The organism is Enterovirga sp. (assembly GCF_035325185.1).
GTDB lineage: Bacteria > Pseudomonadota > Alphaproteobacteria > Rhizobiales > Beijerinckiaceae > Enterovirga.
On record NZ_DAOLAJ010000006.1, the window covers coordinates 32,020 to 57,477 of the forward strand.

The 25,458-nt window shown below is 69.1% G+C and carries 20 protein-coding genes, 1 tRNA gene and 1 pseudogene; 14 read left to right on the top strand and 8 right to left on the bottom strand.

Features of this window, described 5'->3' with window-relative positions:
• Positions 1 to 110, top strand: a pseudogene (locus tag PKD06_RS02215) (cupin); the annotation flags it as partial.
• A 105-nt stretch (positions 111 to 215) separates the two neighbouring features.
• Here PKD06_RS02215 and PKD06_RS02220 read toward each other — a convergent pair.
• The 3 genes from PKD06_RS02220 to PKD06_RS02230 all read right to left on the bottom strand — a co-directional run bounded on the left by PKD06_RS02220 (position 216) and on the right by PKD06_RS02230 (position 3,875).
• Positions 216 to 1,034: an enoyl-CoA hydratase/isomerase family protein gene (locus tag PKD06_RS02220; RefSeq protein ID WP_324377307.1), complete on the bottom strand. Its 819-nt coding sequence runs from the start codon at positions 1,032 to 1,034 to the stop codon at positions 216 to 218.
• The gene (locus PKD06_RS02225) at positions 1,031 to 3,124 is read right to left on the bottom strand and encodes an acetate--CoA ligase family protein (RefSeq protein WP_324377308.1); all 2,094 of its coding nucleotides are present in this window, start codon (positions 3,122 to 3,124) and stop codon (positions 1,031 to 1,033) included. The genes PKD06_RS02220 and PKD06_RS02225 overlap by 4 nt, the downstream gene beginning before the upstream one ends.
• 130 nt (positions 3,125 to 3,254) lie before the next feature.
• The gene (locus tag PKD06_RS02230) at positions 3,255 to 3,875 is read right to left on the bottom strand and encodes an XRE family transcriptional regulator (protein WP_324377310.1); all 621 of its coding nucleotides are present in this window, start codon (positions 3,873 to 3,875) and stop codon (positions 3,255 to 3,257) included.
• Between the two features lie 191 nt (positions 3,876 to 4,066).
• On the opposite strand from PKD06_RS02230, the gene PKD06_RS02235 reads away from it, so the two are divergent.
• From PKD06_RS02235 to PKD06_RS02265, 7 genes are all read left to right on the top strand, one after another.
• On the top strand, positions 4,067 to 6,580 hold the full coding sequence (locus tag PKD06_RS02235; protein WP_324377312.1) for an FAD-dependent oxidoreductase: 2,514 nt from the start codon (positions 4,067 to 4,069) through the stop codon (positions 6,578 to 6,580).
• Positions 6,581 to 6,648: 68 nt separating this feature from the next.
• Complete coding sequence (purU, locus tag PKD06_RS02240; protein WP_324377314.1) at positions 6,649 to 7,509, top strand: formyltetrahydrofolate deformylase; 861 nt, start codon at positions 6,649 to 6,651, stop codon at positions 7,507 to 7,509.
• 98 nt (positions 7,510 to 7,607) lie between these two features.
• Complete coding sequence (locus PKD06_RS02245) at positions 7,608 to 8,501, top strand: ABC transporter permease (RefSeq protein ID WP_324377316.1); 894 nt, start codon at positions 7,608 to 7,610, stop codon at positions 8,499 to 8,501.
• The gene (locus tag PKD06_RS02250) at positions 8,498 to 9,295 is read left to right on the top strand and encodes an ABC transporter permease (protein WP_324377318.1); all 798 of its coding nucleotides are present in this window, start codon (positions 8,498 to 8,500) and stop codon (positions 9,293 to 9,295) included. The genes PKD06_RS02245 and PKD06_RS02250 overlap by 4 nt, the downstream gene beginning before the upstream one ends.
• The gene (locus tag PKD06_RS02255; protein WP_324377320.1) at positions 9,285 to 10,364 is read left to right on the top strand and encodes an ABC transporter ATP-binding protein; all 1,080 of its coding nucleotides are present in this window, start codon (positions 9,285 to 9,287) and stop codon (positions 10,362 to 10,364) included. Before PKD06_RS02250 ends, PKD06_RS02255 begins: the two co-directional genes overlap by 11 nt.
• A gap of 15 nt (positions 10,365 to 10,379) precedes the next feature.
• Positions 10,380 to 11,426 (top strand): ABC transporter substrate-binding protein, encoded by a 1,047-nt coding sequence (locus PKD06_RS02260; RefSeq protein ID WP_324377322.1) that lies wholly within the window; start codon positions 10,380 to 10,382, stop codon positions 11,424 to 11,426.
• A 35-nt stretch (positions 11,427 to 11,461) separates the two neighbouring features.
• Positions 11,462 to 13,420, top strand: coding sequence for an FAD-dependent oxidoreductase (locus PKD06_RS02265; RefSeq protein WP_324377324.1), 1,959 nt, complete (start codon positions 11,462 to 11,464; stop codon positions 13,418 to 13,420).
• Here the strand turns inward: PKD06_RS02265 and PKD06_RS02270 are convergent.
• From PKD06_RS02270 to PKD06_RS02280, 3 genes are all read right to left on the bottom strand, one after another.
• Entirely contained in the window at positions 13,387 to 13,800 is a 414-nt protein-coding gene (locus tag PKD06_RS02270; protein WP_324377326.1) for a hypothetical protein, read from the bottom strand. The two genes, PKD06_RS02265 and PKD06_RS02270, sit on opposite strands and share 34 nt — an antisense overlap.
• A 368-nt stretch (positions 13,801 to 14,168) precedes the next feature.
• Positions 14,169 to 14,243, bottom strand: a tRNA-Thr gene (locus PKD06_RS02275).
• A gap of 263 nt (positions 14,244 to 14,506) precedes the next feature.
• Positions 14,507 to 16,207: an MFS transporter gene (locus PKD06_RS02280; protein ID WP_324377328.1), complete on the bottom strand. Its 1,701-nt coding sequence runs from the start codon at positions 16,205 to 16,207 to the stop codon at positions 14,507 to 14,509.
• A gap of 277 nt (positions 16,208 to 16,484) precedes the next feature.
• On the opposite strand from PKD06_RS02280, the gene PKD06_RS02285 reads away from it, so the two are divergent.
• Positions 16,485 to 17,093, top strand: coding sequence for a hypothetical protein (locus PKD06_RS02285; RefSeq protein WP_324377330.1), 609 nt, complete (start codon positions 16,485 to 16,487; stop codon positions 17,091 to 17,093).
• On the opposite strand, the gene PKD06_RS02290 is transcribed toward PKD06_RS02285, so the two are convergent.
• The gene (locus PKD06_RS02290) at positions 17,056 to 17,889 is read right to left on the bottom strand and encodes an RNA methyltransferase (RefSeq protein ID WP_324377332.1); all 834 of its coding nucleotides are present in this window, start codon (positions 17,887 to 17,889) and stop codon (positions 17,056 to 17,058) included. The genes PKD06_RS02285 and PKD06_RS02290 overlap by 38 nt on opposite strands.
• Before the next feature lie 122 nt (positions 17,890 to 18,011).
• On the opposite strand from PKD06_RS02290, the gene ribB reads away from it, so the two are divergent.
• Positions 18,012 to 19,109, top strand: a complete 1,098-nt coding sequence (ribB, locus tag PKD06_RS02295; RefSeq protein ID WP_324377334.1) for a 3,4-dihydroxy-2-butanone-4-phosphate synthase — start codon at positions 18,012 to 18,014, stop codon at positions 19,107 to 19,109.
• Positions 19,110 to 19,220: 111 nt separating this feature from the next.
• The gene (locus tag PKD06_RS02300; protein ID WP_324377336.1) at positions 19,221 to 20,897 is read left to right on the top strand and encodes an FAD-dependent monooxygenase; all 1,677 of its coding nucleotides are present in this window, start codon (positions 19,221 to 19,223) and stop codon (positions 20,895 to 20,897) included.
• Here the strand turns inward: PKD06_RS02300 and PKD06_RS02305 are convergent.
• Entirely contained in the window at positions 20,869 to 21,822 is a 954-nt protein-coding gene (locus PKD06_RS02305; protein ID WP_324377338.1) for a histone deacetylase family protein, read from the bottom strand. The two genes, PKD06_RS02300 and PKD06_RS02305, sit on opposite strands and share 29 nt — an antisense overlap.
• A gap of 258 nt (positions 21,823 to 22,080) precedes the next feature.
• On the opposite strand from PKD06_RS02305, the gene PKD06_RS02310 reads away from it, so the two are divergent.
• From PKD06_RS02310 to PKD06_RS02320, 3 genes are all read left to right on the top strand, one after another.
• Complete coding sequence (locus PKD06_RS02310; protein ID WP_324377340.1) at positions 22,081 to 23,037, top strand: polyphosphate kinase 2 family protein; 957 nt, start codon at positions 22,081 to 22,083, stop codon at positions 23,035 to 23,037.
• 118 nt (positions 23,038 to 23,155) lie between these two features.
• Complete coding sequence (locus PKD06_RS02315) at positions 23,156 to 24,178, top strand: zinc-binding alcohol dehydrogenase family protein (protein WP_324377396.1); 1,023 nt, start codon at positions 23,156 to 23,158, stop codon at positions 24,176 to 24,178.
• 21 nt (positions 24,179 to 24,199) lie between these two features.
• On the top strand, positions 24,200 to 25,348 hold the full coding sequence (locus PKD06_RS02320; RefSeq protein WP_324377342.1) for a mannitol dehydrogenase family protein: 1,149 nt from the start codon (positions 24,200 to 24,202) through the stop codon (positions 25,346 to 25,348).
• Positions 25,349 to 25,458 lie beyond the last annotated feature (110 nt).

A 25,458-nucleotide genomic window follows, 5' to 3' on the forward strand; every position in this document is an offset into this window, starting at 1 on the left:
ACGGAAACACGGTCGGCTACGACGACGTCTTCACCCGCATCGACAAGTGCCGCGCTCACTACACGGCGAACGGCCTCGGCGTGGACTATATCGACCAGTTCATCCGCTGAACCGGCCGGAGCTTCGCGATCTCGCCCGGCTTCCCTGCGGGCGAGATCGCGACCTTGCCGGGACGATGATGCGCCCGGATCCGCCGCCGGCCCGAGGACAGGGCGCTATTGATAGCGCGCGTCCCGCCAGGCAATCGCTTCCTTCAGCCCCTGCTCCTTGCGGATCCTGTTGAACTCCGCTCTCTCCTCGCCCCCCGAGGCCTCGATGATCGTGTCGGTCTCGACGGCTGCGAGCAGCGAGGCGCGCATGCCGCGCAGATCGAAGCTGCGGTTGATGGCGCGCTTGGTCAACTGCACCGACAAGGGGGCGGCGGCGGCGATGTCCCGCGCCCTGCGCATGGCCGCGTCGAGATGCGCGCCCTGGGCCACGACCTCGGTGACGAGGCCGATGGCGCCGGCGCGCGAGGCCGGGATGCGGTCGTTGCCCGTGAGCAGGATGTCCTTGGCGTGTTTGGGCCCGACGAGCCAGGGCACGAGCATCGCCACGATGCCGGAGCCGAACCGGACCTCCGGCTCCCCGAAGACCGCATCCTCCCCGGCAATGGCGATGTCGCAGGCGAGGGCCAGCTCCATGCCGCCCGCGAGGCAGAAGCCGTGAATGGCCGAGATGGTAGGCTTGGGGCAGTCCCAGAACTGGATGATGAACTCGAAATCGCTCTCCAGCACGGCGCGCCAGGCGGGAACGGTCGCGTAGTTCTTCTCCGCGGATTCCTTGAGATCGAAGCCGGAGGAGAAGGCGCGGCCCTCGCCCGACAGGACGATGGCGCGGATCGCGGGATCGCGCTCGAACGCCTTCAGGGCTTCCGTGGCCTCGCGCATCAGCGCGGCGTTCAGCGCGTTCAGCGTGCGCGGCCGGTTCAGCGAGATGCGACCGATCTTGCCGTCATGAACGGAGACGAGGATATGCTGGTATTCGCTGCTCAACGGGGTTCTCCCGGTAGGGCCGGCCGCACGGCCAGGCAATCGACGGCGACGGCCGCGCCGGGGCCGGCCAGAAGGGGATTGATCTCCAGTTCCGACACTCGCTCCCCGATCGCGGCCGCGAGATCGCCGAAGGCGACGAGCGTGTCCGCGAGCGCGGCGAGATCGGCCGGCTCCTGTCCGCGCGCCCCGGCGAGGATGGGGTAGGAGCGCAGCCGGCGCAAAGCGGCGAGCGCCTCCTCCCGGCCGTAAGGGGGAACCAGCGTGGCCGTGTCGCCGAAGATCTCGACGAAGATGCCGCCGAGCCCGACGGTCACGATCGGCCCGAAGCTCACGTCCCGCGTCATGCCGAGGATCAATTCGCGGCCCGCCATCTGCTTCTGGACGAGGAGCGGCGCGGCGGGATGCCGGGCGCGCAGGCGGCCGAAGGCGGCTCGCAATGCTTCGGGCGAATCGAGGTTCACCGCGACGCCGCCCACCTCCGACTTGTGCGCGATGGCGGGGTCGTCGATCTTCAGGACCACGGGAAAGCCCGTCTTCCCGGCGAAAGCCTGCGCCTCCCCCGGCGTCGCGACGTCGCGCCAGGGAGCCGTTCGGATCCCGTGGCGCTCGAGCAGCCGGAACCCGTCGGCGCTGCGCAGGAGAGGACCGTGTCCCTCTTCGCCAAGGCCGGCCGAAGCCGCGGCCGGCTGCGGGATGCGGGGCTCGAACGGCCCTTCGCCGCCGCGCGCGATGTAGTCGAGCACGTGCTTGACGGCGCGCAGCCCGGTCTCGGTCCCCATCAGCGCGGGAATGCCGCGGCCGCGCAGCTCCATCACCGCTTCCCGCGACATGGTGGAGGCCATGTTGCCGAGCATAACGACGGGCTTGTCGGTCGCCGCATGAACCGTCTCGAGCGCCTGCACGCACATGCCGACGAAGGCGCGTCCCGGAGGCAGGTTGGTCGCCATCGCGACCATGCCGACATGGGGGTCGGCGGCCATCGCCTCGAGGCAGGGGGCCATCACGTCGGCGCCGTCGCCCCAGTAGTCGAGCGGGTTGGAAGCCTCGAGCCCCGGATCGAGACGCCCGGCGAGACGCTCCAGCGTCGCGGGCTGCAACTCCGCGAAGGCGAGCCCGATATCCGCGGCCAGATCGACGATGAGCTGCCGCTCCCCGCCGGAATCGGTCCCGACCGCGAAGCCCGGGACCCTCGGGCGGCGGGAGCAGGCGAACAGCTCGACCGTGTCGAGCAACTCGTCGAGGGTCCTGACGGAGACGGCGCCGCACCGCTGGAAGACCGCCTCATAGGCCGCGTTCGACCCCGACAGCGCGCCGCTATGGGAGATCGCGAAGCGGCGCCCGGCCTCGCTGCGGCCGAGCTTGAGCACGATCACCGGAACGCCCTTCTTCCGCGCCGATCCCAGCGCGCGGATGAAGCCGGAGGGATCGCGCAGGGTCTCGATCACGCAGGCGATGACGCGGGTATCCGTCCGCTCCAGCAGGAAATGGACATAGTCGGACACGTTGGTGGCGAGTTCCTGCCCGGCGGAGATGGCGAAATCGAAGCCGAGGCCGCGCTGGTTTCCGACGAGGCCGGACCAGGTGGAGCCGCTATGGGAGATGAGCGCGAGGCCGCCCGGCCGGGGCAGCGCCGCGAACGGCATGCCGGTCGCCTGGATCCCGTCGATCGTATTGACATAGCCCATGCAATTGCCGCCGCAGACCGCGATCCCGCCCTCCCGCGCGATCCGCCCCGCGGCCTCGGCGAGCGGCGTTCCGGCTTCCGTCTCGCCATGGAGGCGGCCGAACAGCACCGCGCCGGGAACGGACAGCTCCGCCGCCTCCGCCAGGCTGGCCACGGCATGCCGGTCCGAGACTCCGACGAGGATCGTGTCGGGCAGCGAGGGCAGGTCGCGCAGGCTCGGATGGCAGGGCCGGCCGCCGATCTCCCGATAGCGCGGATTGACGAGAAAAATATCGCCGCCGAAACCGAGCGAGGTCGCCGCCGTCAGAAGCTGGCCGCCGAAGCTGCCCGGCCGCGGGCTGGCGCCGACGATGGCAACGGAGCGGGGCCGCAGCAGCTTCTCGACGGCTCCGGGATCGGTTGCCATGCCAGCCTTCTCCGCCGCGGTGCTGGTGAATAATTCGATGAAACTTTCACATGAATGACGGGCTGGCAAGATTCTATATCTTGCCGTGTCGCGCCGAAGACCCGCGATCCGCGCCCGCGGGAAAGGCGGCTCAATAATGCGGCGGCGTGATCACCCACACGACCTTGGTTGGAACCGGGCCGGGATTGGCGCAGCGATGGAGGTCGGTGCTGCTGAAGGAGAAGCTGTCGCCGGCTTCCAGCCGGAAGGATTTCTCGCCGACCCAGAGGTCGAGGGTCCCTTCGGTCACCAATCCGGCCTCGAAGCCGTCATGGCTGTAGAAGTCGCTGTCCGCTCCCGGCTCGATCGTGCTCATCAGCAATTCGAGCGGGCCGAGCAGGTTGGGCGAAAGCAGCTCCTCCGAAATGCCCGTGCCGGTGAAGGTCATGGTGCGCCGGCGCCCGGCCCTCACGATCAGGTCGCGCTCCTCGGGCGGGCCCAGCGTCTCGGGCTGGAAGAACCAGTTCATCTGCACGCCGAGCACGTTGGCGATCCTCTTCAGGACGCCGATCGGCAGCTTCGAGCGGTTGCGCTCGATCTGGCTGAGATAGCCCGTGGAGATGCCCGCCTGTTCCGAGACCTGCTGGAGCGTGAGTCCCTTGATGCGGCGAAGGGCGCGGATCTGCTCCCCGATGAAGCTTTCCTCGGCGGTCTCGGCCGCGGCGGGCTGGGGCCGGGCCGGCGAGGGCGTGTCGGGAGATGTGTGTCTCATCGCAAGGTGGATCGAAGGCGGGACGGATGGACAGCTTCGATGCTTTCAGGCGAAGCCGACGAAATCGTCGCCTCCGCGAAGGGCGCTATACCGCCGCCGGCATCGCCCGCCAACCGTTCCGCGCCTGCGATATTCGCCGCGGCTGATTCGTCAGGCCGAAAGCGTCCTTCACGATAGTGAAAAATCATGCGATGAATTCACCGTCGCAAAGCGGAGCACTGAGCTTGGCCCATCTGCCTGAACGCGCCCAGATCGTCATCGTCGGCGGGGGGATCGTCGGATGCAGCCTCGCCTACCATCTGACGCTGCGGGGGTGCCGGGACGTGCTCCTGCTGGAGCGCAGGCAGCTCACCTGCGGCACGACGTGGCATGCGGCGGGCCTCGTGGGGCAGCTTCGGGCCACGCACAATCTCACGCGGCTCGCCCAGTACACGACCGACCTCTATGCGGCGCTGGAGGCCGAGACGGGGCAGGCGACCGGCTTTCGCCAGATCGGATCGCTCGCGCTCGCCACGCATGGCGAGCGCATGGAGGAGTTGAAGCGGGGCGCGTCCATGGCGCGCTGCTTCGGTCTTCAGGTCGACGTGCTGACGGCCGACGAGGCCCGCGCGCTCTGGCCGCTCATGCGGACGGACGACGTCGTGGGAGCGGTGCATCTGCCCCGCGACGGCCAGACCAATCCGATCGACACCACGCAGGCCCTCGCCAAGGGCGCGCGCAGCCGCGGAGCGACGATCCTCGAAAATGTCCGGGTGGACGAGATCCTCGTCGAGGGCGATCGCGCGGTCGGCGTGAGGACCGCCCGCGGCGACGTCCGGGCGGACGTCGTCGTCAACTGCGCCGGAATGTGGGCCCACGGGCTCGGCGCGAAGGCCGGCACGACGATCCCGCTGCATGCGGCGGAGCATTTCTACATCGTGACCGAGCCGATGGCCTGCCTGCCCGCGCAGCTTCCCGTGCTGCGGGACGCGGATCACTGCACCTATATCAAGGAGGATGCGGGCAAGCTTCTGGTCGGCTGGTTCGAGCCGGTCGCGAAGCCCTGGGGCATGGACGGCATCCCGGAGAGCTTCTCGTTCGACACGCTGCCCGACGACCTCGCCCATATCGAGCCGCTGCTAGAGGCGGCGGTCCGGCGCGTGCCGGCGCTCGGCGAGGCCGGCATCCAGCTCTTCTTCAACGGGCCCGAGAGCTTCACGCCCGACGACCGCTATCTGCTCGGCGAGACGCCGGAGATCCGCGGCCTGTTCGTCGCGGCCGGGTTCAACTCGATCGGCATCCAGTCGGCGGGCGGCGCGGGCAAGGTGCTGTCCGACTGGATCGTGGACGGCCATCCGCCCATGGACCTGTGGGATGTGGACGTGCGGCGCGCGATGCCCTTCCAGCGCAACAGGCGCTATCTGCGCGACCGGACGGTCGAGGCGCTCGGCCTGCTCTACGCCATGCACTGGCCCTTCCGGCAGCCCGAGACGGCGCGGGGCGTGCGCCGCTCCACCCTGCACGACCGCCTGCGCGCGGCCGGCGCCTGTTTCGGGGAGGTCGCGGGATGGGAGCGGCCGAACTGGTTCGCCCCCGCCGGGGAGGCGGCGGAATACCGCTACAGCTACGGCCGCCAGAACTGGTTCGCCTTCTCCGCGCAGGAGCACCGCGCGGCGCGCGAGGCGGTCGCGCTCTTCGACCAGTCGTCCTTCGGAAAATACATCGTCGAGGGGCCGGATGCGGAAGCCGTCCTCAACCGCATCTGCGCCAACGATGTCGCGGTTCCGGCGGGCCGGGTCGTCTATACGCAATGGCTCAACGAGCGCGGCGGCATCGAGGCGGATGTCACGGTCACGCGCGAGAGCGAGACGAGGTTCCTGGCCGTCACCGCCGCCGCGACCCAGACTCGCGACCTCGCCTGGCTCCGGCGCCACATCCCGCAGGAGGCTCGCGCGGTGGCCTTCGACGCGACCTCGGGACAGGCCGTGCTCGGCGTGATGGGCCCGCGCTCGCGCGAGCTGCTCGCGAGGCTCACCGATGCCGACCTGTCGAACGCCGCCTTTCCCTTCGCCGCCTCGCGCGAGATCGATCTCGGCTATGCCCGCGTCAGGGCGAGCCGCATCACCTATGTCGGAGAGCTGGGCTGGGAACTCTATATCCCGTCCGAATTCGCCCAGGGCGTCTTCGACGACGTCTCCGCGGCCGGGGCCGATCTCGGCCTGCGCCTCGCGGGCTATCATGCGCTGAACTCGCTCCGGCTCGAGAAAGCCTACCGGCATTGGGGCCACGACATCACGGACGAGGACACCCCTCTCCAGGCCGGGCTCGGCTTCGCCGTCGCCTGGAGCAAGGCCGGCGGCTTCATCGGCCGCGAGGCGCTTCTCAGGCAGAAGGAGGCGGGCCTCGCCCGGCGCCTGGTCGGCTTCGCGCTCGGCAGCCCCGACCATCTCCTCTATCACAATGAGCCGATCCTGCGGGACGGCAGGATCGTGGGCCGCCTGACCTCCGGCATGTTCGGCCATACGGTCGGCACGGCGCTCGGCCTCGGCTACGTCGCCGGCGAGGGGGAGCCCCTCACGGCGGAGGCCATCGCCGCGAGCCGTTTCGAGATCGAGGTGGCGGGGGAGCGCATCCCGGCCGAGGCCACGCTCCGGCCGTTCTACGATCCGCGGGGCCTGCGCGTGAAGGATCTGCGGCCGCAGGCGGCGCCGTTCCAGGCGGCCTGATCCCATCCGCGCGGCCTTTCCTTTAGAAGCCGTGGTTCACCACAGCCTCCGGCCCCATGGAGCAACACTTGAGCCCACGGTCCCGCGACTACCTTCTGACCCTCTCCTGCCCGGATCGGCGCGGAATCGTCCATGCGACGGCCGGCTTCCTGTCCGAAAACGGCTGCAACATCGTCGAGAGCGCGCAATTCACCGACCCGCGCAGCGGCACGTTCTTCATGCGGGTGGCCTTCGAGCCGGAGGATGCGCGCGTCTGGCCGGAGCTCGGCGCGCGGTTCACGCCGGTCGCCGAGCAGTTCCGCATGGCCTGGGGCCTCTACGACCCGCGGCTCAAGCCGCGGCTCCTGCTCATGGTGTCCCGCTTCGGCCATTGCCTCAACGACATCCTGTTTCGGTGCAGCACCGGGACGCTTCCGGTCGAGATCCCGGCCATCGTCTCGAACCATCGCGATTTCGAGGGCCTGGCCGCCCATTACGGCATCCCCTTCCACCACCTGCCGGTGACGCCCGGGACGAAGCTCCGGCAGGAGGCGCGGCTCCTGGAGATCGTGCAGGCGGAACGGGTCGATCTGGTGGTGCTCGCGCGCTACATGCAGGTCCTGTCCGACGACCTCTGCCGGGCGCTCGACGGGCGGGCGATCAACATCCACCATTCGTTCCTGCCGAGTTTCAAGGGCGCCAAGCCCTATCACCAGGCTTACGAGCGCGGGGTGAAGCTGATCGGCGCGACCGCCCACTACGTCACGCGCGACCTCGACGAAGGGCCCATCATCGAGCAGGATGTGGCGCGCGCCGAGCACTCGCTCGGGCCCGACGACATGGTCGCGGTCGGCCGCGACATCGAATCGGTCGTGCTCGCCCGCGCGCTTCGCCTTCATATCGAGCGCCGGGTGATGCTGTCCGGGCAGCGGACCGTGATCTTCCGCTGAGGCGCTGCGGGCGAGGGCGGGCATGAAACTTTTCATGCTGACATTGACGGTCGTGAAATTTATTGCTTAAGTTTTTCAAATGAGGGGATGAAGGACCTGTGAACGCGGGCGCGCCAGCTCAGTCGCCTCCCGGCGGGACCGTCGCGGCGGGATCCCGCGGCCTGAAGCCGGGCCTCGTCACGGCGGCGCTCCTCCTGCCGCTCGTCGTCTTCCTCGGGGGCGCCTTCGTCCTGCCGATGGTCCGGCTCGTCGCCCTGTCCCTCTCCGCGCCGGGCGGGATGGCGGAACCCTATCTCGAAATCGCCCGCAGCCCTGTCTTTCGCCAAGTGTTCCTCAACACGGTGACGCTGTCGCTGCTGGTGGCCGTCTATGCCGTCATCCTGGCCTATCCGACGGCCTACATGCTGACCCGCCTCACAGGCTGGAAGCAGAGCCTCGCGCTCTGGTGCGTCCTGTTTCCGCTCTGGATCAGCATCCTGGTGCGGACCTTCTCCTGGGTCCTGCTGCTCGAGAGCAACGGCCCCGTGAACCGCGCCCTCGTGGCCGCGGGAATCGTCGAGCGGCCGGTCAGCTTCCTGTTCAACACGGCCGGCGTGCAGATCGGGATGGTTCACGTCCTCCTGCCCTATGCGCTCCTGCCGATCGCCACCGCGATGCGGTCGACCGACGAGAGGCTACTCCTGGCGAGCGACTCGCTCGGCGCTGCGCCGCTCACGACCTTCCGGCGCATCTACCTGCCCCTGACCCTGCCGGGCGTGGCGGCGGGCTTCACGCTGGTCTTCCTGCTCGGGATCGGCTTCTTCATCACGCCCGCGATCCTCGGCGGTCCCGGCAACATGACCGTCGCCATGCTGATCGACCAGTTCGTGACCGAGCGGCTGGTCTGGCCGCTGGCGGCTGCGGCCTCCGTCTGGCTTCTCGCCGTGATCGTCCTGCTGCTCGCGGTGGCCAGCCGCTTCGTCAGCATCGCGCGGGTGGTCACCGCGCGATGAGCCTCGCCCGCACAGCCTCCTACGTCGTCGGCTCCCTGACGCTCGCCTTTCTCGTCGCCCCGCTCGCCGCCGTCGTCCCGGCCTCGTTCAACCGCGCCTCCTTCATCCAGCTTCCGCCCGCGGCCTATTCGATGCGCTGGTACGAAGCCTTCTTCTCGGACCCGGAATGGCTCAGCTCGTTCTGGGTCAGCGTCCGGGTCGCGATCCTGGCGACGGCCTGCTCGCTGGCGATCGGAACGCTCGCCGCGCTCGGGCTGGAACGCGCCCCGCCCCGGCTGCGGGCGACGATCCTGGCGCTCGTCCTGTCCCCGCTGATCGTGCCGGTGATCATGACGAGCATCGCGCTGTACTACGTGGCGCGGCCCCTCGGCCTGCACGGCACGGTGCCGGGCCTCGCGCTCGGCCACACGGTGCTCGCGCTGCCCTTCGTCGTCGTCAATGTCGGTCTCGCGCTGCGGGCGGTCGATCCGAACTGCGCCCGCGCGGCGGCGAGCCTCGGCGCGTCCCCCTGGAGAATCTTCCGCACCGTGACGCTGCCCCTGATCGCGCCCGGTCTTGCGGGGGCCGCGGCCTTCGCCTTCATCACCTCCTTCGACGAGGCTGTTCTCTCCATCTTCCTGTCCGGGATCGGGGCCAAGCCGCTTCCCGTCAAGCTGTGGGAAATCATCCGCGTCGAGTTCACTCCCGTCTCGGCGGTGGCCTCGAGCGTGCTGATCGCGATGACGATCGTCCTGTTCGCCGCCGTGCAGGTCGCGAGGGCTCGCCAGCCGGGGGGGCGAGAGCATGCAGGCTAGAGCCGGCCGGCCCGTCGCCTTCCAGGGGGTCGAGAAGAGCTATGGCGGCTTCCGGGCCCTCGCCCATGTCGATCTCGACATCGCTCCCGGCGAGTTCGTGGCGCTGCTCGGCCCGAGCGGATCGGGCAAGACGACGCTGCTGAACATCGCCGCGGGCTTCGTGCCGCCGAGTGCGGGGCGGGTGCTGATCGACGGCCGGGACGTCACCCCGCTGCCGCCGCGCCGGCGCAATATCGGCATGATGTTCCAGAGCTACGCGCTCTTTCCCCATCTCGACGTGTTCGAGAACGTGGCCTACGGGCTGCGGGTGCGCGGCCGGCCCCGCGAGGAGGTCGAGAGACGGGTGGGCGAGGCCCTGGCCATGGTCCAGCTCCGGGACATGGCGGATCGCCGCATCCGCGAGCTGTCCGGCGGCCAGCAGCAGCGCGTCGCCCTGGCGCGGGCGGTCGTGATCGAGCCCAGCGTGCTCCTGATGGACGAGCCGCTGGGCGCGCTCGACCGCCAGCTTCGCAAGCACGTGCAGCTCGAGATCCGGCGCCTCCACCGCTCCCTCGGCGGCACGACGATCTACGTGACGCACGACCAGGAGGAGGCGCTCGTCATGGCCGACCGCGTCGGCGTGATGCGGGCCGGCCGGATCGAGCAGATCGGCTCCCCGCGCGATCTCTACGCCTCGCCGGCAAACGCCTTCGTGGCGGGGTTCCTGGGCGAATCCAACCTCCTGCCCGGCCGCATCGCGAGCTGCGGGGGCGGCATTGCCGTCATCGATGTGGCGGGACTCGGCGCGACGCTGAAAGGCCGGGTTTCCCGGCCGATGCGGACCGGCGAGGAGGCCGCCGTGCTCCTGCGGCCGGAGAGCTTGCGGCTCTCCGCCTCCGGGGACTTGAGCGGCACGGTCGAGGAGGCCGTCTTCATCGGCGAGATCGTGGCGACCCGGGTCGGCCTGACATCCGGCCAGTCGGTCTGGGTGCGTGCCTTCTCGTCCGCCGGGCTGCCGGCCGAAGGCTCCGCCACGGCGATCGCCTTCGACCCGGCGGATATCCTCATCCTTCCCGTCGATTCGAACTGAGCAGAGGAGAGAGCGATGCTGAACAGGCGCCACATCATTCAGGCCGCGGCCGCCGCGGCGCTCGCGGGGGGAGCGGCACCCGCCCGGGCCCAGGGCCGCCCCTTCACGTTCTGCTCCTTCGGAGGAGCGATCGGAACCACTTTCAAGACGGCGATGATGGACCCGGCGGCCAAGAAGCTCGGCATCCAGATCGCCTATACCTCCCCGACCAACTACGCCAAGATCAAGGCCATGGTCGAGGCGAAGGCGGTCGAATGGGACCTCGTCGATACCGGCGGCCAGTTCATCTACCAGGGCCAGGAGCAGGGCCTGCTGGAGAAGCTCGATTATTCCATCATCGACGCTTCGAAGCTCGACCCTACCTGGGTGTCCGATTACGGCATCTACTCGCTCGTCGGCGGCACGGTGCTGGCCTACAACACGAACGCGATGCCGGGCGGGCGCACCCCGCAATCCTGGAAGGACTTCTGGGACGTCAAGAGCTTCCCGGGGCCGCGCTCCCTCTATACTCGCTTCTACTACAACTACGAAGCGGCCCTGATGGCGGCCGGCGTGCCGCGCAACGAGATCTACCCCGCGACCGACGAGCACGTGAAGCTGGCCTTCGAGAAGCTGCGCGAGATCAAGCCGCATGTGAAGGTCTGGTGGTCCGCCGGCGCGCAGCCCGCGCAGCTCCTCTCGACGGGCGAGGTGGCGATGGCCAGCGTCTGGAGCGGCCGCGTCCTCGACGTCATCAAGGACGGGGCGCCTGTCGCCTTCACCTATTCGGACGGCATCGCCTGGGGCGAGGCCTTCGTCGTGCCCAAGGGCAGCCCCAATGCCGAACTGGCCATGAAGATGATCAACTACGCGATCTCGCCGCAGGCGCAGGAAGCGCTGCTGCCGCTCGGGATCTACGGCCCGGTCCTCGCGTCCGCGGCTGCCAAGGCGACGCCCGAACAGGCCAAGCTCTATATCAGCTACCCGGCCAATCTCGCGCAATGCTGCATCTTCAACGATGCCGCGGTGGCGAAATACGCGACCAGATACGAAGAAGCCTGGCAGAAATTCCTGCTGTCCTGACGGCGCAGGCGCGGCAGCATCGGAGGGAAGATGTCGTGAGCGTGAGCTTCCCGCACCTGTTCTCTCCCATTCGGATCCGGGATGCGCAGATCCGCAACCGGATCCTCTCGACGGGCCACCAGACCTACCTCGCCAGGGGAGGCGTTCCGGGCGAGGACCTGATCGCCTATCACGAGGCCCGCGCCCGCGGCGGCGCGGGCCTGATCATCGTCGAATCGGCCCGCTTTCATGCGACCTCCCTCCTGGACGCGCCGGAGCTGAACGCGAGCGACGACACCTGTATTGCGGGATACCGGGCGCTGGCCGCCGCCGTCCATCGGCACGGCGCCCGCATCTTCGGCCAGCTCTCCCATGCGGGGCGCGTGACGAAGCGGATGAAGGATGGCCTCCGGGGAATCGCGTTTGCCCCGTCGGCGGTGCCGGACAACCGCTTCCACACCATGCCCCGCGAGATGCCCCTCGACCTCGTCGAGGAACTCGTCGAGGCTTGCGGGGACGCAGCCGCCCGTTTCGCCGAGGCGGGGCTCGACGGGATCGAGCTGGTCGCCAGCCACGGCCTGCTCTTTTCCCAGTTCCTCAGCCCGCGGACCAACCTGCGCGCCGACCGCTATGGAGGCAGCGCCGAGAACCGGATGCGCTTTCTTTCCGATTGCCTCGATACGGTGCGCCGGCGCGTCGGCGATCTGGTCGTCGGCATGCGGGTATCGGTCGAGGAGGTGGAGCAGGACGGCGCCGACGCGGCCGAAATGCTCGCCGTCTGCAAGGAGCTGACCGCCCGAGGCGCCCTCGACTACGTCAACACGACGATCGGCTCCATGGCGGGCCCCGGCGGCTCGATCCATGTGGTGCCGCCGATGTCGATCGCGCCCGGCTACGTGGCTCCGCAGGCCGGGACCATCCGGGCGGCGGTCGGCGTGCCGGTTTTCGTGGCGGGCCGCATCAACCAGCCGCAGATCGCCGAGGAGATCCTGAGGGCGGGCCTCGCCGATATGTGCGGCATGACGCGCGCCATGATCTCGGACCCCGACCTCGCCGTGAAGGCGCAGGCGGGGCGTCTCGACGACATCCGGGCCTGCATCGCCTGCAACCAGGCCTGCATCGGCCATTTCCATGCCGGCTATTCGATTTCCTGCATCCAGAACCCCGTGACGGGCCGGGAAGCGCGGCTGCCTCCGCCGGGCCCGGCGGCCACCCGCAAGACGATCCTCGTGGCGGGCGGAGGCCCCGGCGGCATGAAGGCTGCCGTCACGGCTGCGGCGCGGGGACATCGCGTCGTTCTGTGCGAGGCCGGCAGGCGGCTCGGCGGACAGGTTCTCCTGGCGCAGCTGCTGCCGGACCGGGCCGAGTTCGGCGGCCTGGTCACCAATCTCGAGCAGGAAATCCGCGGATCCTCGATCGAGGTGAGGCTCAACACCCTCGTCGACCGGGCGCTCGTCGAGGAGCTGTCCCCGGACGAGGTCGTCGTCGCGACGGGCGCGATCCCCTACGAGCCGCAGGTCGAGGGGCGGGAGGCCGGGCATGTCGTGGGCGCCTGGCCCGTTCTGCAAGGCGGAGCCAATCCCGGCGGCAGCGTGCTGGTCGCCGATTGGCGTTGCGACTGGGTCGGGATGGGACTGGCCGAGAAGCTCGTCCTCGAAGGCCGCCGGGTCAGGCTCGCGGTCAACGGGCCCCATGCCGGCTACAATCTTCAGATGTATCTGCGCGACGCCTGGACCGCGAGGCTCCACAAGCTCGGGGTCGAGGTCATCCCGAACGCGCGGATCTACGGCGTCGACGGCGATACGGCCTATCTCCTCCACACCGTCTCGGGGGAGGCGATCGTCCAGGAGCATGTCGAGACGGTCGTGCTGGCGACGGGCCACGCTCCGGCGACATCGCTCGAACGGCAACTCGAGAGCCTTGGGAGCCCGGTTCATCTCGTCGGCGACTGCGTATCTCCCCGAACGGCCGAGGAGGCGGTCTATGAGGGATTCTCCGTCGGAGCCCGCCTGTAGCCGCCTGTCTCCCCGCGCTTCGCGCGCGCCTCCCGATCTGTAGGGATATTCGCGTCGTTCGGGTCCGCCGACTTCCGCAGGCGCGACCGATACCATGCGATCGAGTCGATCGACGTAGCTCCATGCGGGAACTTGGCCCGCACGAGTTCGAGCGCTTCGCGGTTTGTCAGCCCCCTGCGGATCGCCTTCTCCGCCTCCTCGCCGATCGTTCCCTGCCAATGCTGGCCGAGCAGGTAGTAGTTGATCACTTCTCTCGCGGCATCCGAGAGCCCGAGTCCCATATCCTCGGCGACTTCCTCAAGCCCGAGATACTGATCTTCTCTGATGCTTACTGTTATCCTTCGCATCATTTTGCTGCTCGATGCATCATTCTCCGTCATGCTTTCCTCCGCATCAAGCTGATGCGCTCTGCATCACTATGGTGCAGTGATAGACATAAGAGCGGAAAGAAGCAAGTCATGACTCGGGAAGCGCAGACGGAGATTGGAAATGAGACGCCGAAGGAGCGCCGCAGGCGCCTGAAGCGCGAGGCGAACGCGCGCTGGATGGCGAAGCCCGAGAATCGGGCGAAGTACAACGAACGCGTCGCGGCGCCTCGCTCCATGGACGGTGGGCGGGCGCGAGCGCGGTAGCAGACGAGCCGGGCGAGAGCCGGCAAAATGTTGTCCAAATCGCCGCCTGAACCGTCTGGCATTCAGACCAGGCGAGGCATTGTCGATCGGTAGCTAGTTGAAATTAATTGCACTTTTGGTGCCGGCGGAGAGGATCGAACTCCCGACCTTCGGTTTACAAAACCGCTGCACTACCGCTGTGCTACGCCGGCCCTCGCGGACACCGCTTTCGGTGCCTATTCGGTACTCGTTCGGATCGAGCGAACACTAAGCGCATGATCCGATTCGCCTTTCCTCCTCCTGGTCCTCCGATTACCAAATCGCGGCGCTCGCTCTGTCGCCGAGAGGCGTGGGGTAGCATGCGAGGGGTTACGCCGGAAGACCGCGGGCTGCGTGCCGTGCCAAGCGAAAGCCCCGCCGGAGGCGGAGCTTGGAGGGCCGGGAAAAATCTCCCGGCCGCGGACCGGACCTTCCGTCAGGCCCGGCCGGACGGCCCGTCGCCGTCGTATTTGAAGATGTCGCGGTCCTTCGTCTCCGGCAGGAAGATCAGGCCGATGACGAAGGTGCCGAGCGCCACGATGATCGGGTACCAGAGACCCGAGAAGATGTTGCCGCTCGCCGCCACGATCGCGAAGGCGGTCGGAGGCAGGAAGCCGCCGAACCAGCCGTTGCCGATGTGGTAGGGCAGCGACATGCCCGTGTAGCGGATCCGGGTCGGGAAGAGCTCGACGAGGAGCGCCGCGATCGGACCATACACCATCGTGACGAAGATGATCAGGATCGTCAGAAGACCGATCATCTGCAGGCCGCGCGAATCCGTCAGGACCGTGCCAAAGCTCGGCGTCTTCAGGATCGAGGGGTCGCCGGGCTTCGGATAGCCGGCAGTCTGCGCGGCCGCGAGGACCGAGGCGCCGGTCTTGTCCGTATCCGGGATGGAGACGTCGGTCCCGTTCACGGTGGCCTTCAGCGGCGAGCCGGCCGGCCCGGCGGCGAGGTCGTAATGAACCGAGGCAGTCGCCAGCGTCCGCCGAATGACGTCGCAGGGGCTCGTGAAGGTACGCACGCCCACCGGATCGAAGAGCGAGCCGCAGGTGGCCGGATCGGCCGTCAGCGTCACCTTGACGTTGTTCGTCGCCTCGATGAGCTTCGGATTGCCCACTTTCGCGATCTGGCCGAAGATCGGGAAATAGGTCGCCGCAGCGATCAGGCAGCCGAAGAGCAGGATCCACTTGCGGCCGATCTTGTCCGAGAGCCAGCCGAAGAAGACGAAGAACGGCGTTCCGATGAGCAGCGAGAGCGCGATGCAGAGGTTCGCGGTCGTGCCGTCGAGCTTCAGCGTCTGGGTCAGGAAGAACAGCGCGTAGAACTGGCCGGTATACCAGACCACGGCCTGGCCGGCGGTGCCGCCGAGCAGGGCGATCAGGGCGATCTTGGCGTTGTCCCAGCGGCCGAACGCCTCCTTCAGCGGCGCCTTCGAGGCGGTGCCTTCCTCCTTCATCTTCTTGAAGGCGGGCGATTCGTTGAGCTGGAGACGGATCCAGATCGAGAAGCCGAGCAGGACGATCGAGACCAGGAACGGGATGCGCCAGCCGAACCGGGCGAAATCCTCGGGCGACATGCTGAGGCGCAGCGTCAGGATCACGATCAGCGAGAGGAACAGGCCGACCGTCGCGGTGGTCTGGATCCACGAGGTGTAGAAGCCGCGCCGGCCGTGCGGCGAGTGTTCCGCCACATAGGTCGCAGCCCCGCCATACTCGCCGCCGAGCGCCAGGCCCTGGGCAAGGCGGCAGATGATGAAGATGACGGGGGCCGCATAGCCGATCGTCTCGTAGCCGGGCAGCAGGCCGACCGCGAAGGTCGCGATGCCCATGATGGTCATCGTCACGAGGAAGGTGTATTTGCGGCCGATCAAGTCGCCCAGGCGGCCGAAGACGAGGGCGCCGAACGGGCGCACCGCGAAGCCGGCGGCGAAGCCGAACAGCACGAAGATGAACTTGGCCGTTTCGTTCGTGCCGGGCACGAAGTTCTGGCTGATATTGGCCGCGAGCGACCCGGCCAGATAAAAGTCATACCACTCGAAGACTGTGCCCGCGGAGGAGGCGATGATGACCTTCCTCTCCTCCGCCGTCATGGGACGCACTGCGGCATCCGTCGTGGGTGCAGCTGCGACAGCCATTGAACATCTCCCCCTCTGCTGCTTGCCCCGTTCCGAGGGATCGCCGGCCGAGCCGGTCCCATCGGCACTTTGTCCGCATAGGCCCCCGGACGGACACCGTCGACTGTCCCCCCGATCGCCAATTCGTCGTGCAACCTACGTCTAATGAAAATTTAACCTTCAAGCGCTCCGCCGGCGGGTGGGCGGACGCGGCGCGGGAAGACTGCTCTCCCGCAAGAGGAGGGTGACGGCGTACGGCAAGCATGTTATGCATAGTATGTAATTCGGAGGAGCCGTCATGACGAAGCGAGGCAGGTCGGGCATTCTCCTGGCGGCATGCATGGGACTGGCGATGGCGATCGGCCAGCCCGCGCAGGCCGGGGGTGCCCATGGTGGCGGTGGCGGCGGCGGCGGCATCCGCGGCGGCCATGCGGGCAAGGGAGGATGGGGGCGGGGCGGGGGCGGCCATCGCTTCGTCTTCGCCAACCGTTGGGGAGGCGGTCGCTTCGGCTGGAATGGCCGCAACGGCTGGAATGGCCGCAACGGCTGGAACGGCCGCTTTGGCCGCAACGGCTGGGGATGGGGCAACGGCGGAGGCTGGGGGTGGAGCTATGGCGGCAGCCTGCCCTATGCCGCCGGCTACGGTCCCGGCTACGGCTATGGCTATGGCGCCTACGGCCCCGATTTCCCCGGTCGAAGCCCCAGCCACCCGCCGGTCGGCATCCTGCCGTCGCCGGTCCTGCCGCCTGCCATCTATGTGATCGGTGGCAAGTCGGAGCGCGCGGCCCCCACGGTGATCCGCAAGAGCCGCGCGGGCGGTTCGCGCTCTGCCGGCATCCGGGCGGCCGAGGGAGGCGCGTCGGCGGCAGTCAGGGGCGGGACGGATCGCCGCTACCGGACGAACTGACCGGGGCCGACAGCGCATAGAGTGCGATCGCTGCGGCGTTGGAGACATTGAGGCTGCGGATCGCGCCGGGCATGTCGAGCCGCGCAACCGTGTCGCAGAGGGCGCGGGTGCGCTGCCTCAGGCCCCGGCCCTCGGCGCCGAGCACCAGCACCGCTGGACGCGGGGCGCCCACGGACTGGAGCGGGACGTCTCCGTCGGAATCGAGCCCGATGCGGCGGAAACCGCGCCGGCCCAGCGTCTCCAGCGCATCGCCGAGGTTGCGGACCACGATCTGCGGCACGTGTTCGACCCCGCCCGAGGCGGCCTTGGCGAGAACGCCGCTCGCCTGCGGGCTGTGGCGCGCCGTCACCAGCAGCGCATCGACGGCGAAGGCGGCGGCGGTGCGGGTGATGGCGCCGACATTGTGGGGATCGGTGACCTGGTCCAGCGCCAGGACGAGGGAGTCGGGTCCGAGATCCTCGAGCGCCAGCGGCTCCAGCGGCTCGGTCTCGAGATAGAGGCCCTGGTGGACCGCATCCGGCTCGACCAGCTTGCTCAGCTCGTCCGGCCGCACGATCTCCGCCTCGACCGCAAGATCGGGCCGATCCGCCTTGAGGCGGGCCGCCGCGTTCTCGGTCGCGAGGAAGCGGCGGATGCGCCGCCGCGGATTGGCGAGCGCCTCGGCGACGGGATGGAAGCCGTAGAGGAACACGGCCTCCTCCGGCCGGGGCGGCAGCAGGCGGGGCGGCGTGCGGCCCCCGGGCGGGCGGGTCCGCCACGGGCGTTGCGCCGGCCGGCTCGTCGGTTTCTTGCTCATGCGCCCTCATCCGTGACCGCGGCGCGGCTGTCCAGCGCGCAGAAGCCTTCGGCGCCGGACGGGCTTTCCTCGGAGGGGAGCCTTCAGTAGTGGCATGGCCGGGCCGCTCGTCAGGTCCCGCCATGGCACAGGAGTCATTCGTGACGGCCTCCGTTCCCGACATCATCGAGGCTTTCGCCCGCGGCGAGATCGTCATCGTCACCGACGACGACGACCGTGAGAACGAGGGCGATCTGGTCCTTGCCGCCTCCCTCTGCACCACGGAGAAGATGGCCTTCGTCATCCGCAACACCTGCGGCATCGTCTGCGCGCCGCTGAGCCAGGGGGAGGCGCGGCGGCTCAGGCTCGATCCGATGGTGGCGGCGAACGACGCGCCGCTCGGCACCGCCTTCACGGTCACCGTCGACGTCAAGCACGGCCTGACCACCGGCATCTCGGCCGAGCAGCGCGCCAATACCGTGCGCGCCCTCTCCAACAACAACATGGGCGCCGCCGATTTCGTGCGGCCCGGCCACGTCTTCCCGCTGATCGCGCGCGAGGGCGGGGTGCTCATGCGCTCGGGCCATACCGAGGCCGCCGTCGATCTCTGCCGCCTCGCGGGCCTGCCGCCGGTCGGCGTGATCTGCGAGCTGGCCAATGACGACGGCACCGTCATGAAGGGCGACCAGATCCGCGATTTCGCGCAGAAGCACGGATTGCGGCAGGTCTCGGTCGCCGATCTCATCGCCTATCGCCAGTCGCGCGAGAAGCTCGTCGAGCGCCTGTCGACCTTCCAGGTCAGAACGGAGATCGGCATGCTCACCGGCTATGCCTATTCGACCCCCTTCGACGCCGTGCAGCACTACGCCTTCGTCTATGGCCGCATCGGCGAGGGCAAGGACATCCTGGCGAGGCTCCATCGCGCCAACGTGATGACCGACGTCCTCGGCGGCGGGGAAGCCATCCGCGCCTCGCTCCAGCGCTTCAAGCAGGAGGGCAGGGGGGTCCTGGTCTATCTGCGCGAGGGGACCGCGGGCGTGCCCGTCAGCCATGTCCCGGATGGCGAGCCGGCCGGCTCGGAGGATGTGCGGAGCAGGCAATGGCGCGAGGTCGGCGTCGGGGCGCAGATCCTGCGCGATCTCGGCGTCACCTCGATCCGCAATCTCGGCTCGGCGGCGCCGCGCTCCTATGTCGGCATTTCCGGCTTCGGCATCGAGCTTCTGGGACAGGAGGCGCTCTGAGATCGCGGAGCCGGCGGCCCTTGCCCGGACGGGCTCGAACGGGACGGCCGGTGAGCGGTTGAGGGAAGAGCGCCCTCGATAGGCGCGTCAACCACCGCCGGGAGCAGGACGATGACGTCGGATCAGGGGCGAGGGAGCGGATCGGCAGGGGAAGATGTGCTCGTCGTCGGGGCGGGGCCGACCGGCCTCTTCGCGGCGGCGCTGCTGGCCCGCTGTGGAATCGCGGTCCGCCTCATCGACGGGAGCCCGGGCGCGGCCAAGGAATCGCGGGCCTTCGCCGTGCATGCCCGCACTTTGGAGCTGATGCTCTTCGTCGGGCTGGCCGAGGCGTTCATGGCGCGGGGCGTGCTCGCCACCGGCGCGCGCATCTGCGTCGACGGAGAGCCCGTGGCCGCGCTCGATCTCGACATCGTGGCGCGGCGCGACACGCCCTATCCGACCATCCTGTTCCTGCCCCAGTCGGATGTCGAGGAGATCCTGAACGAGGATCTGGCGCGGCTCGGCATCGCGGTCGAGCGCGGCGTCACCGCGACCGGCCTCGCGCAGGACGAATCGGGCGTGACGGTCGCGGTGCAGGACGAAAGCGGGCGCACCGCCTCCATCCGGGCGGCCTATGTCCTGGGCGCGGACGGGGCACACAGCATGGTCCGCAAGGCGCTGGGCCTCGCCTTCGAGGGCGCCGCCTATCCGCGCACCTTCCTCCTGGCGGATTGCAAGGTGGACGGGCCGCTGGAGCCCGGCCCCGTCACGCTGTTCCTGAACGGGCTCGACGTCGCCGGCTATTTTCCGCTGCGCGGGCGCGACTACGGGCGCGTGCTGGCCCTCGAGCCGCCGACCGAGGCCGATCCGTCCCTCGCCTCGCAGGGCTCCTCGCCCGTGGATCTGTCCGAGGTCGAGACCTGCTTCCGGGCGGCGGCGGGTCCTGCCTTCTCCCTGCGCGATCCCCTCTGGACGTCGCGCTACCGCATCCATCATCGCGGCGTGGACCGCTACGGCGCCGGCCGCGTCTTCGTCGCGGGTGACGCCGCCCATATCCATTCGCCCGTCGGCGGCCAGGGCATGAATACCGGCTTGCAGGACGCCGCCAACCTCGCCTGGAAGATCGCCCTGGCGATCAAGGCGGGCGCGCCGCCCGCGCTCCTCGACAGCTACGATGCCGAGCGCCGGCCGGTCGGCCGGAAGGTCGCGCAATTCGCCGATCGCGGCTTCGAGCTGGTGACGACGAAGGCGGGCTGGGTCTCGGCCCTGCGCGACGCGGCCGCTCCCCTCTTCGGCGCGGTGATGGCGCGGAGCGACGCGCTGCGCGCGCGGGCCTTCCATTTCGTCTCGCAGCTCGGCATCCGCTACCATGCGGGGCCGGCCGTGCAGGCCGAGCCGAAAGCCTGGCCCGGCGGGCCGGAGCCGGGGCGCCGCGCCCCCGATGCGCCCGTCGCCCGCCGCCTGAGCGTCTTCGACCTCCTCGCCGGCTATCGCTTCCGTCTGCTCGCCTTCTCGCGGACCGCGCTCGACGAGGCGCAGGTGCGGGAGATCGCGGAGGCGCTGGAGCGTCTGCGGGCGGAGGCCGGATTCGATCTCGGGACGTCCCTCGTCGCCCATTCGACCTTCGGGCGCGGCGACGATTTCGTGCAGGCCGAGACGGGGGCGGTGTTCGGGGCCTACGGCATCGACCACGCGACGCCCCAGGGGCTCTATCTGATCAGGCCCGACGGCCACGTGGCCTGGCGGGCGCGCGGCCTGGATTTCGCCGGCTGCCGTGCCTTCATTCGGGAGCGCTTTCGCTCAGCGTGAAGCCCATCAGCGTCGCGACATGGGCGGCGGCCGAGGCCGAGAGTCCCCGAAGATCGTAGCCTCCTTCGAGCACGGAGACGATGCGCCCGCCGGCGCGCCTGTCGGCCAGGTCCATGAGCCGCGCCGTCGCCCAGGCGAAATCCGCCTCCTTGAGGCGCAGGCTCGCCAGCGGGTCGCGGAAATGGGCGTCGAACCCGGCCGAGATCACGATGAGGTCCGGGTGAAAGGCGTCGAGGCGCGGCAGGATCAGGTTCTCCAGGGCCGCCCGGAACAGCTCCCCGTCCGAATCCGGCGCGAGCGGCGCGTTGACGATGTTGTCGTGCTCGCCGCGCTCGGAGGCGCGGCCGGTGCCGGGATAGAGCGGCATCTCGTGGGTCGAGGCGTAGAGCACGCTCCGGTCGCTCCAGAAGATATCCTGCGTGCCGTTGCCGTGATGGACGTCGAAATCCACGATCGCGACGCGCTCGGCCCCGTGCGCCTTCTGCGCGTGGCGGGCGGCGATGGCGGCGTTGTTGAAGAAGCAGAAGCCCATGGCGCGCGTCTTCTCGGCATGATGGCCGGGCGGGCGCATGGCGACGAAGGCGTTGTCGGCCTCCCGCGCGATGACCGCGTCGACCGCCGCCATGGCGCCCCCCGCCGCGCGCCGCGCCGCTTCGAGCGTGCCCGGCGACATCACCGTATCGGCATCGACATGGACGAGGCCCGCGGCCGGCGCCGCCGCGACGAGCGCATCCACCCATTCGGCCGGATGGGCGAGGGTCAGCGCCTCGAGCGCCGCCTCCGGCGCCTCGCGCCGGTCGAGCGCCGCGAAGCGCTCCGCGGAGAGGGCGTGCTGGATGGCCCGGATGCGGTCGGGCCGCTCGGGATGCCCTTGGGGCATCTCGTGCTTCAGTGCCGAGAGGTGATGATAGAAGAGCGTGGTCATCGTCGCCGGGCCTGCCGCGCCAGCCACCTCTCCCCGGGTTTTCCGAAAAGCCGGCTCCGAAGGGCGCAGTCGATTCTCCTGCGGGCGTCGAAGCTCGATTTCGTCGACCGATTCGGACGGAAAAGGAAGCGTTTGTTTCGTGCAAGGCCGCGGAGAGTTGACGCTCCGGCCCGTCCGGCGGGACATGGCAGCCGGACGGGGTGGAGGCCGGGAATGGGCGATCGTCGACGGAAGGATTCTGCCTCTCTCGATCCCGTGATGATGCGCGAGAGCGACATCCTGGAGCGGTTCAGGGTCACCGGCGGCGGCAAGTTCCGCCTGGCCGATATCGATCCCGGCGACGTGTGCCGTCTCGACGTCGAGAAGGAGGGGGCGAAGGAGGCGCTGGCGGCTGGCGTCGCGCGGCTGCGCGACTTGCAGGAGCGCCTCTATGCGCAGGGCCGATGGTCCGTCCTGATCATCCTCCAGGCGCTGGATGCGGCCGGCAAGGACGGCACGATCGAGCACGTCATGTCCGGCATCAACCCGCAGGGCTGCGAGGTGACCTCCTTCAAGCAGCCGAGCGCGACCGAGCTGCGGCACGACTTCCTCTGGCGCGGCACCCGCGCCTTGCCGGAGCGGGGCCGGATCGGCATCTTCAACCGCTCCTATTACGAGGAGGTCCTGGTGGCGCGCGTACACCGCAGCGCCCTCGACCAGGAGCTTCTGCCGCCGGCTCTCGTCACCGGCCGGATCTGGAAGGAGCGCTTCGAAAGCATCCGCGATTTCGAACGGCATCTTGCGCGAAACGGCGTCGCGATCCTGAAATTCTTCCTCCACATCTCGAAGGAAGAGCAAAGGCGCCGCCTCCTCGCCCGGATCGAGGAGCCGAGCAAGCACTGGAAATTCTCCGCCTCCGATCTCGCGGAGCGCGACTATTGGGACGACTACATGCGGGCCTACGAGAAGGCCATCCGCCACACGGCGACGAAGGCCGCGCCCTGGCATGTCGTCCCGGCCGATCACAAATGGTTCGCCCATCTCTTCGTCGCCGCCGCGATCGTCGAGAAGATCAGGTCGCTCGATCCCCGATATCCCGAGGTCGGCGAGGACAGGCTCGCGGACATGGAACAGGCGCGCCGCCGCCTTCTCCACGAGGGAGAGGGACGCCGCACGAGGCGGCATCGCCGCAAGGAGGCGGAAGGCATCTCCCCTTCGCGGCAGCGGGCGGGATAACCGGGGCTGGCCGGAAGAAGGTGCTGGACCGGCTTGCGCAATCGGTTCACATCGGCCGCTCGAAGCCGGGAGCGCGCGCCGGCCGGACGGGGCAGGGAGGATATTCGTGGGATCGTCGATCAGAGCCGTCGTCTGCGAGGAACCGGGCCGGCTGGCCCTTGCCGAGCGCCCGATGCCCGAGGCCGGGCCGGGCGAGGTGCTGGTGCGCGTGAAGCGGATCGGCGTCTGCGGGACCGACCTGCACATCTTCACCGGAAACCAGCCCTATCTCTCCTATCCGCGCGTGATGGGGCACGAGCTGTCGGGCATCGTCGAGGCGGCCCCGGCGGGGGCGCGGGTGAAGGCGGGCGATCAGGTCTATGTGATGCCCTATCTCTCCTGCGGCCGCTGCATCGCCTGCCGGGCGGGAAAGACGAATTGCTGCACGAGCATCCGCGTCCTCGGCGTCCATACGGATGGCGGCATGACGGATTATCTCGTGCTGCCGCAGGCGAACGTCTTCCCCGCGAACGACATCTCGCTCGACCAGGCGGCGATGATCGAGTTCCTTGCGATCAGCGCCCATGCCGTGGCGCGGGCCGATGTCCAGGCCGGAGCGCGGGTGCTCGTCGTGGGCGCCGGCCCCATCGGAATGGCGGCGGTGATCTTCGCCAGGCTGCGCGGGGGACGCGTCGCCGTCCTCGACGGACGGCCGGACAGGCTCGCCGTCTGCGAGACCGCGCTCGGGGCGGATGTCACGGTCACGCTCGACACCTCGGGCGGCGATGCCGATGCGCGCCGGCTCATGGAATGGACGGACGGCGAGGGCTTCGACGCCGTCTTCGACGCGACCGGCAACCCGAAGGCCATGGAGCGCGGCCTCGATTTCGTCGCCCATGGCGGGACATACGTCCTCGTCTCGATCGTGAATGCGCGGATCAGCTTCTTCGACCCGGAATTCCACAAGCGCGAGACGACGCTCCTCGCCAGCCGCAACGCGACGCCCGCGGATTTCCAGACGGTGCTCGACGCCATGCGAGCCGGCCGGATCCCGACCGAGGCCCTGAACACGCACAAGCTCGACCTCGCCACCCTGCCCGACACCTTCCCCGGCCTGCTCGACCCGGCCGCGGGCGTCATCAAGGCGATCGTCGCCTGCTGATCGCGCAAGGGAGAAAGCAAAGTGGCAGCGACGAACCGCCCGGGCGGCACCCCGATCCTGCAATTCGGCACGAGCCGGTTCTTGCAGGCCCATGTCGATCTGTTCGTGTCCGAGGCGCTGCGGGAGGGTTGCGCGCTCGGGCGCGTCACCGTGGTGCAGACGACCTCCAATCCCGAGAGCCGCGCGCGGGTCGACGCCCTGTGCGCGCAGGGCAGCTATCCCGTGCGGGTGCGGGGGATGCGCCGGAACGCGACCGTCGACGAGACGGTGACCTGCGATGCGATCGCCGACGCGCTCGATGCGAATGCCGATTGGGCGGGCCTGCGCGCGCGCTTCGCGGGCGAGACGAAGGTCGTGATCTCCAATACCGGCGACAGCGGATACGAGATCTTCGAGGAAGACGGGCCGGACCTGCTTGCGAGCGGGAAGGTTCCGCGCGGCTTCGTCGCCAAGCTGCTCGTGCTGCTGAAGGCGCGCTACGATGCGGGGGGCGAGGCGCTCACCCTGTTTCCCTGCGAGCTGATCACGCGCAACGGCGAGACGTTGCGGCGGCTGGTCGTGCGCCTCGCGCGCGAATGGGGGCTGGAGGACGGCTTCGTCGATTACCTCGAACGCCGCTGCATCTGGGTGAATTCCCTCGTCGACCGGATCGTGTCCGAGCCGATCCGGCCGGTCGGCGCCGTCGCCGAGCCCTATGCGCTCTGGGCGATCGAGCGGCAGGCGGGAATGGTGCTGCCCTGCGAGCACGAGGCGATCATCGTCACCGACGATCTCGACCATTACGAGCGGCTGAAGCTGCTGATCCTCAATCTCGGCCACACCTGGCTCGCCGAGCGCTGGCTGGCGGAGGGGCGGGCGGCCGACGAGAACGTGCTCCAGGCGATGCGCGACCCGGCCCTGCGCGAGACGCTCGAGACCCTCTGGCGCGAGGAGGTGCTCCCCGTCTTCGATGCGCTCGGCAAGGGCGCGGATGCGCGCGCCTATGTCGAGGATGTCCGCGAGCGGCTGCTGAACCCTTTCCTGGACCATCGCCTCTCCGACATCGCGCGCAACCATGCGCAGAAGAAGGAGCGCCGTTTCCGCACGATCGTGGATCTGGCGCGGGAGCGGGGGCTCGACCTCGCCCAGCCGCGATTGCGGGAGGCCCTGGCTTCGGGCCTGGGGGGCTGAAGCAGTTTGTGCGGCGCGGTAAAGTTTTCGTCGGAAATCCCGGCGGAAAACCGGGGGGAACCCTGGCCGGCCCGGCGTCTCTTGCGCTAGCAAGAGAGAAATCGAAGGTC

Excerpts from the sequence above, each read along its gene's own strand:
- PKD06_RS02290 (WP_324377332.1), bottom strand. The coding sequence starts at position 17,889 with ATGAGCAAGAAACCGACGAGCCGGCCGGCGCAACGCCCGTGGCGGACC.
- PKD06_RS02260 (WP_324377322.1), top strand. The coding sequence starts at position 10,380 with ATGCTGAACAGGCGCCACATCATTCAGGCCGCGGCCGCCGCGGCGCTC.
- PKD06_RS02235 (WP_324377312.1), top strand. The coding sequence starts at position 4,067 with ATGAATTCACCGTCGCAAAGCGGAGCACTGAGCTTGGCCCATCTGCCT.
- PKD06_RS02305 (WP_324377338.1), bottom strand. The coding sequence starts at position 21,822 with ATGACCACGCTCTTCTATCATCACCTCTCGGCACTGAAGCACGAGATG.
- PKD06_RS02310 (WP_324377340.1), top strand. The coding sequence starts at position 22,081 with ATGATGCGCGAGAGCGACATCCTGGAGCGGTTCAGGGTCACCGGCGGC.
- PKD06_RS02285 (WP_324377330.1), top strand. The coding sequence starts at position 16,485 with ATGACGAAGCGAGGCAGGTCGGGCATTCTCCTGGCGGCATGCATGGGA.
- PKD06_RS02250 (WP_324377318.1), top strand. The coding sequence starts at position 8,498 with ATGAGCCTCGCCCGCACAGCCTCCTACGTCGTCGGCTCCCTGACGCTC.
- PKD06_RS02280 (WP_324377328.1), bottom strand. The coding sequence starts at position 16,207 with ATGGCTGTCGCAGCTGCACCCACGACGGATGCCGCAGTGCGTCCCATG.
- PKD06_RS02255 (WP_324377320.1), top strand. The coding sequence starts at position 9,285 with ATGCAGGCTAGAGCCGGCCGGCCCGTCGCCTTCCAGGGGGTCGAGAAG.
- PKD06_RS02225 (WP_324377308.1), bottom strand. The coding sequence starts at position 3,124 with ATGGCAACCGATCCCGGAGCCGTCGAGAAGCTGCTGCGGCCCCGCTCC.
- PKD06_RS02300 (WP_324377336.1), top strand. The coding sequence starts at position 19,221 with ATGACGTCGGATCAGGGGCGAGGGAGCGGATCGGCAGGGGAAGATGTG.
- PKD06_RS02270 (WP_324377326.1), bottom strand. The coding sequence starts at position 13,800 with ATGACGGAGAATGATGCATCGAGCAGCAAAATGATGCGAAGGATAACA.
- ribB (WP_324377334.1), top strand. The coding sequence starts at position 18,012 with ATGGCACAGGAGTCATTCGTGACGGCCTCCGTTCCCGACATCATCGAG.
- PKD06_RS02230 (WP_324377310.1), bottom strand. The coding sequence starts at position 3,875 with ATGAGACACACATCTCCCGACACGCCCTCGCCGGCCCGGCCCCAGCCC.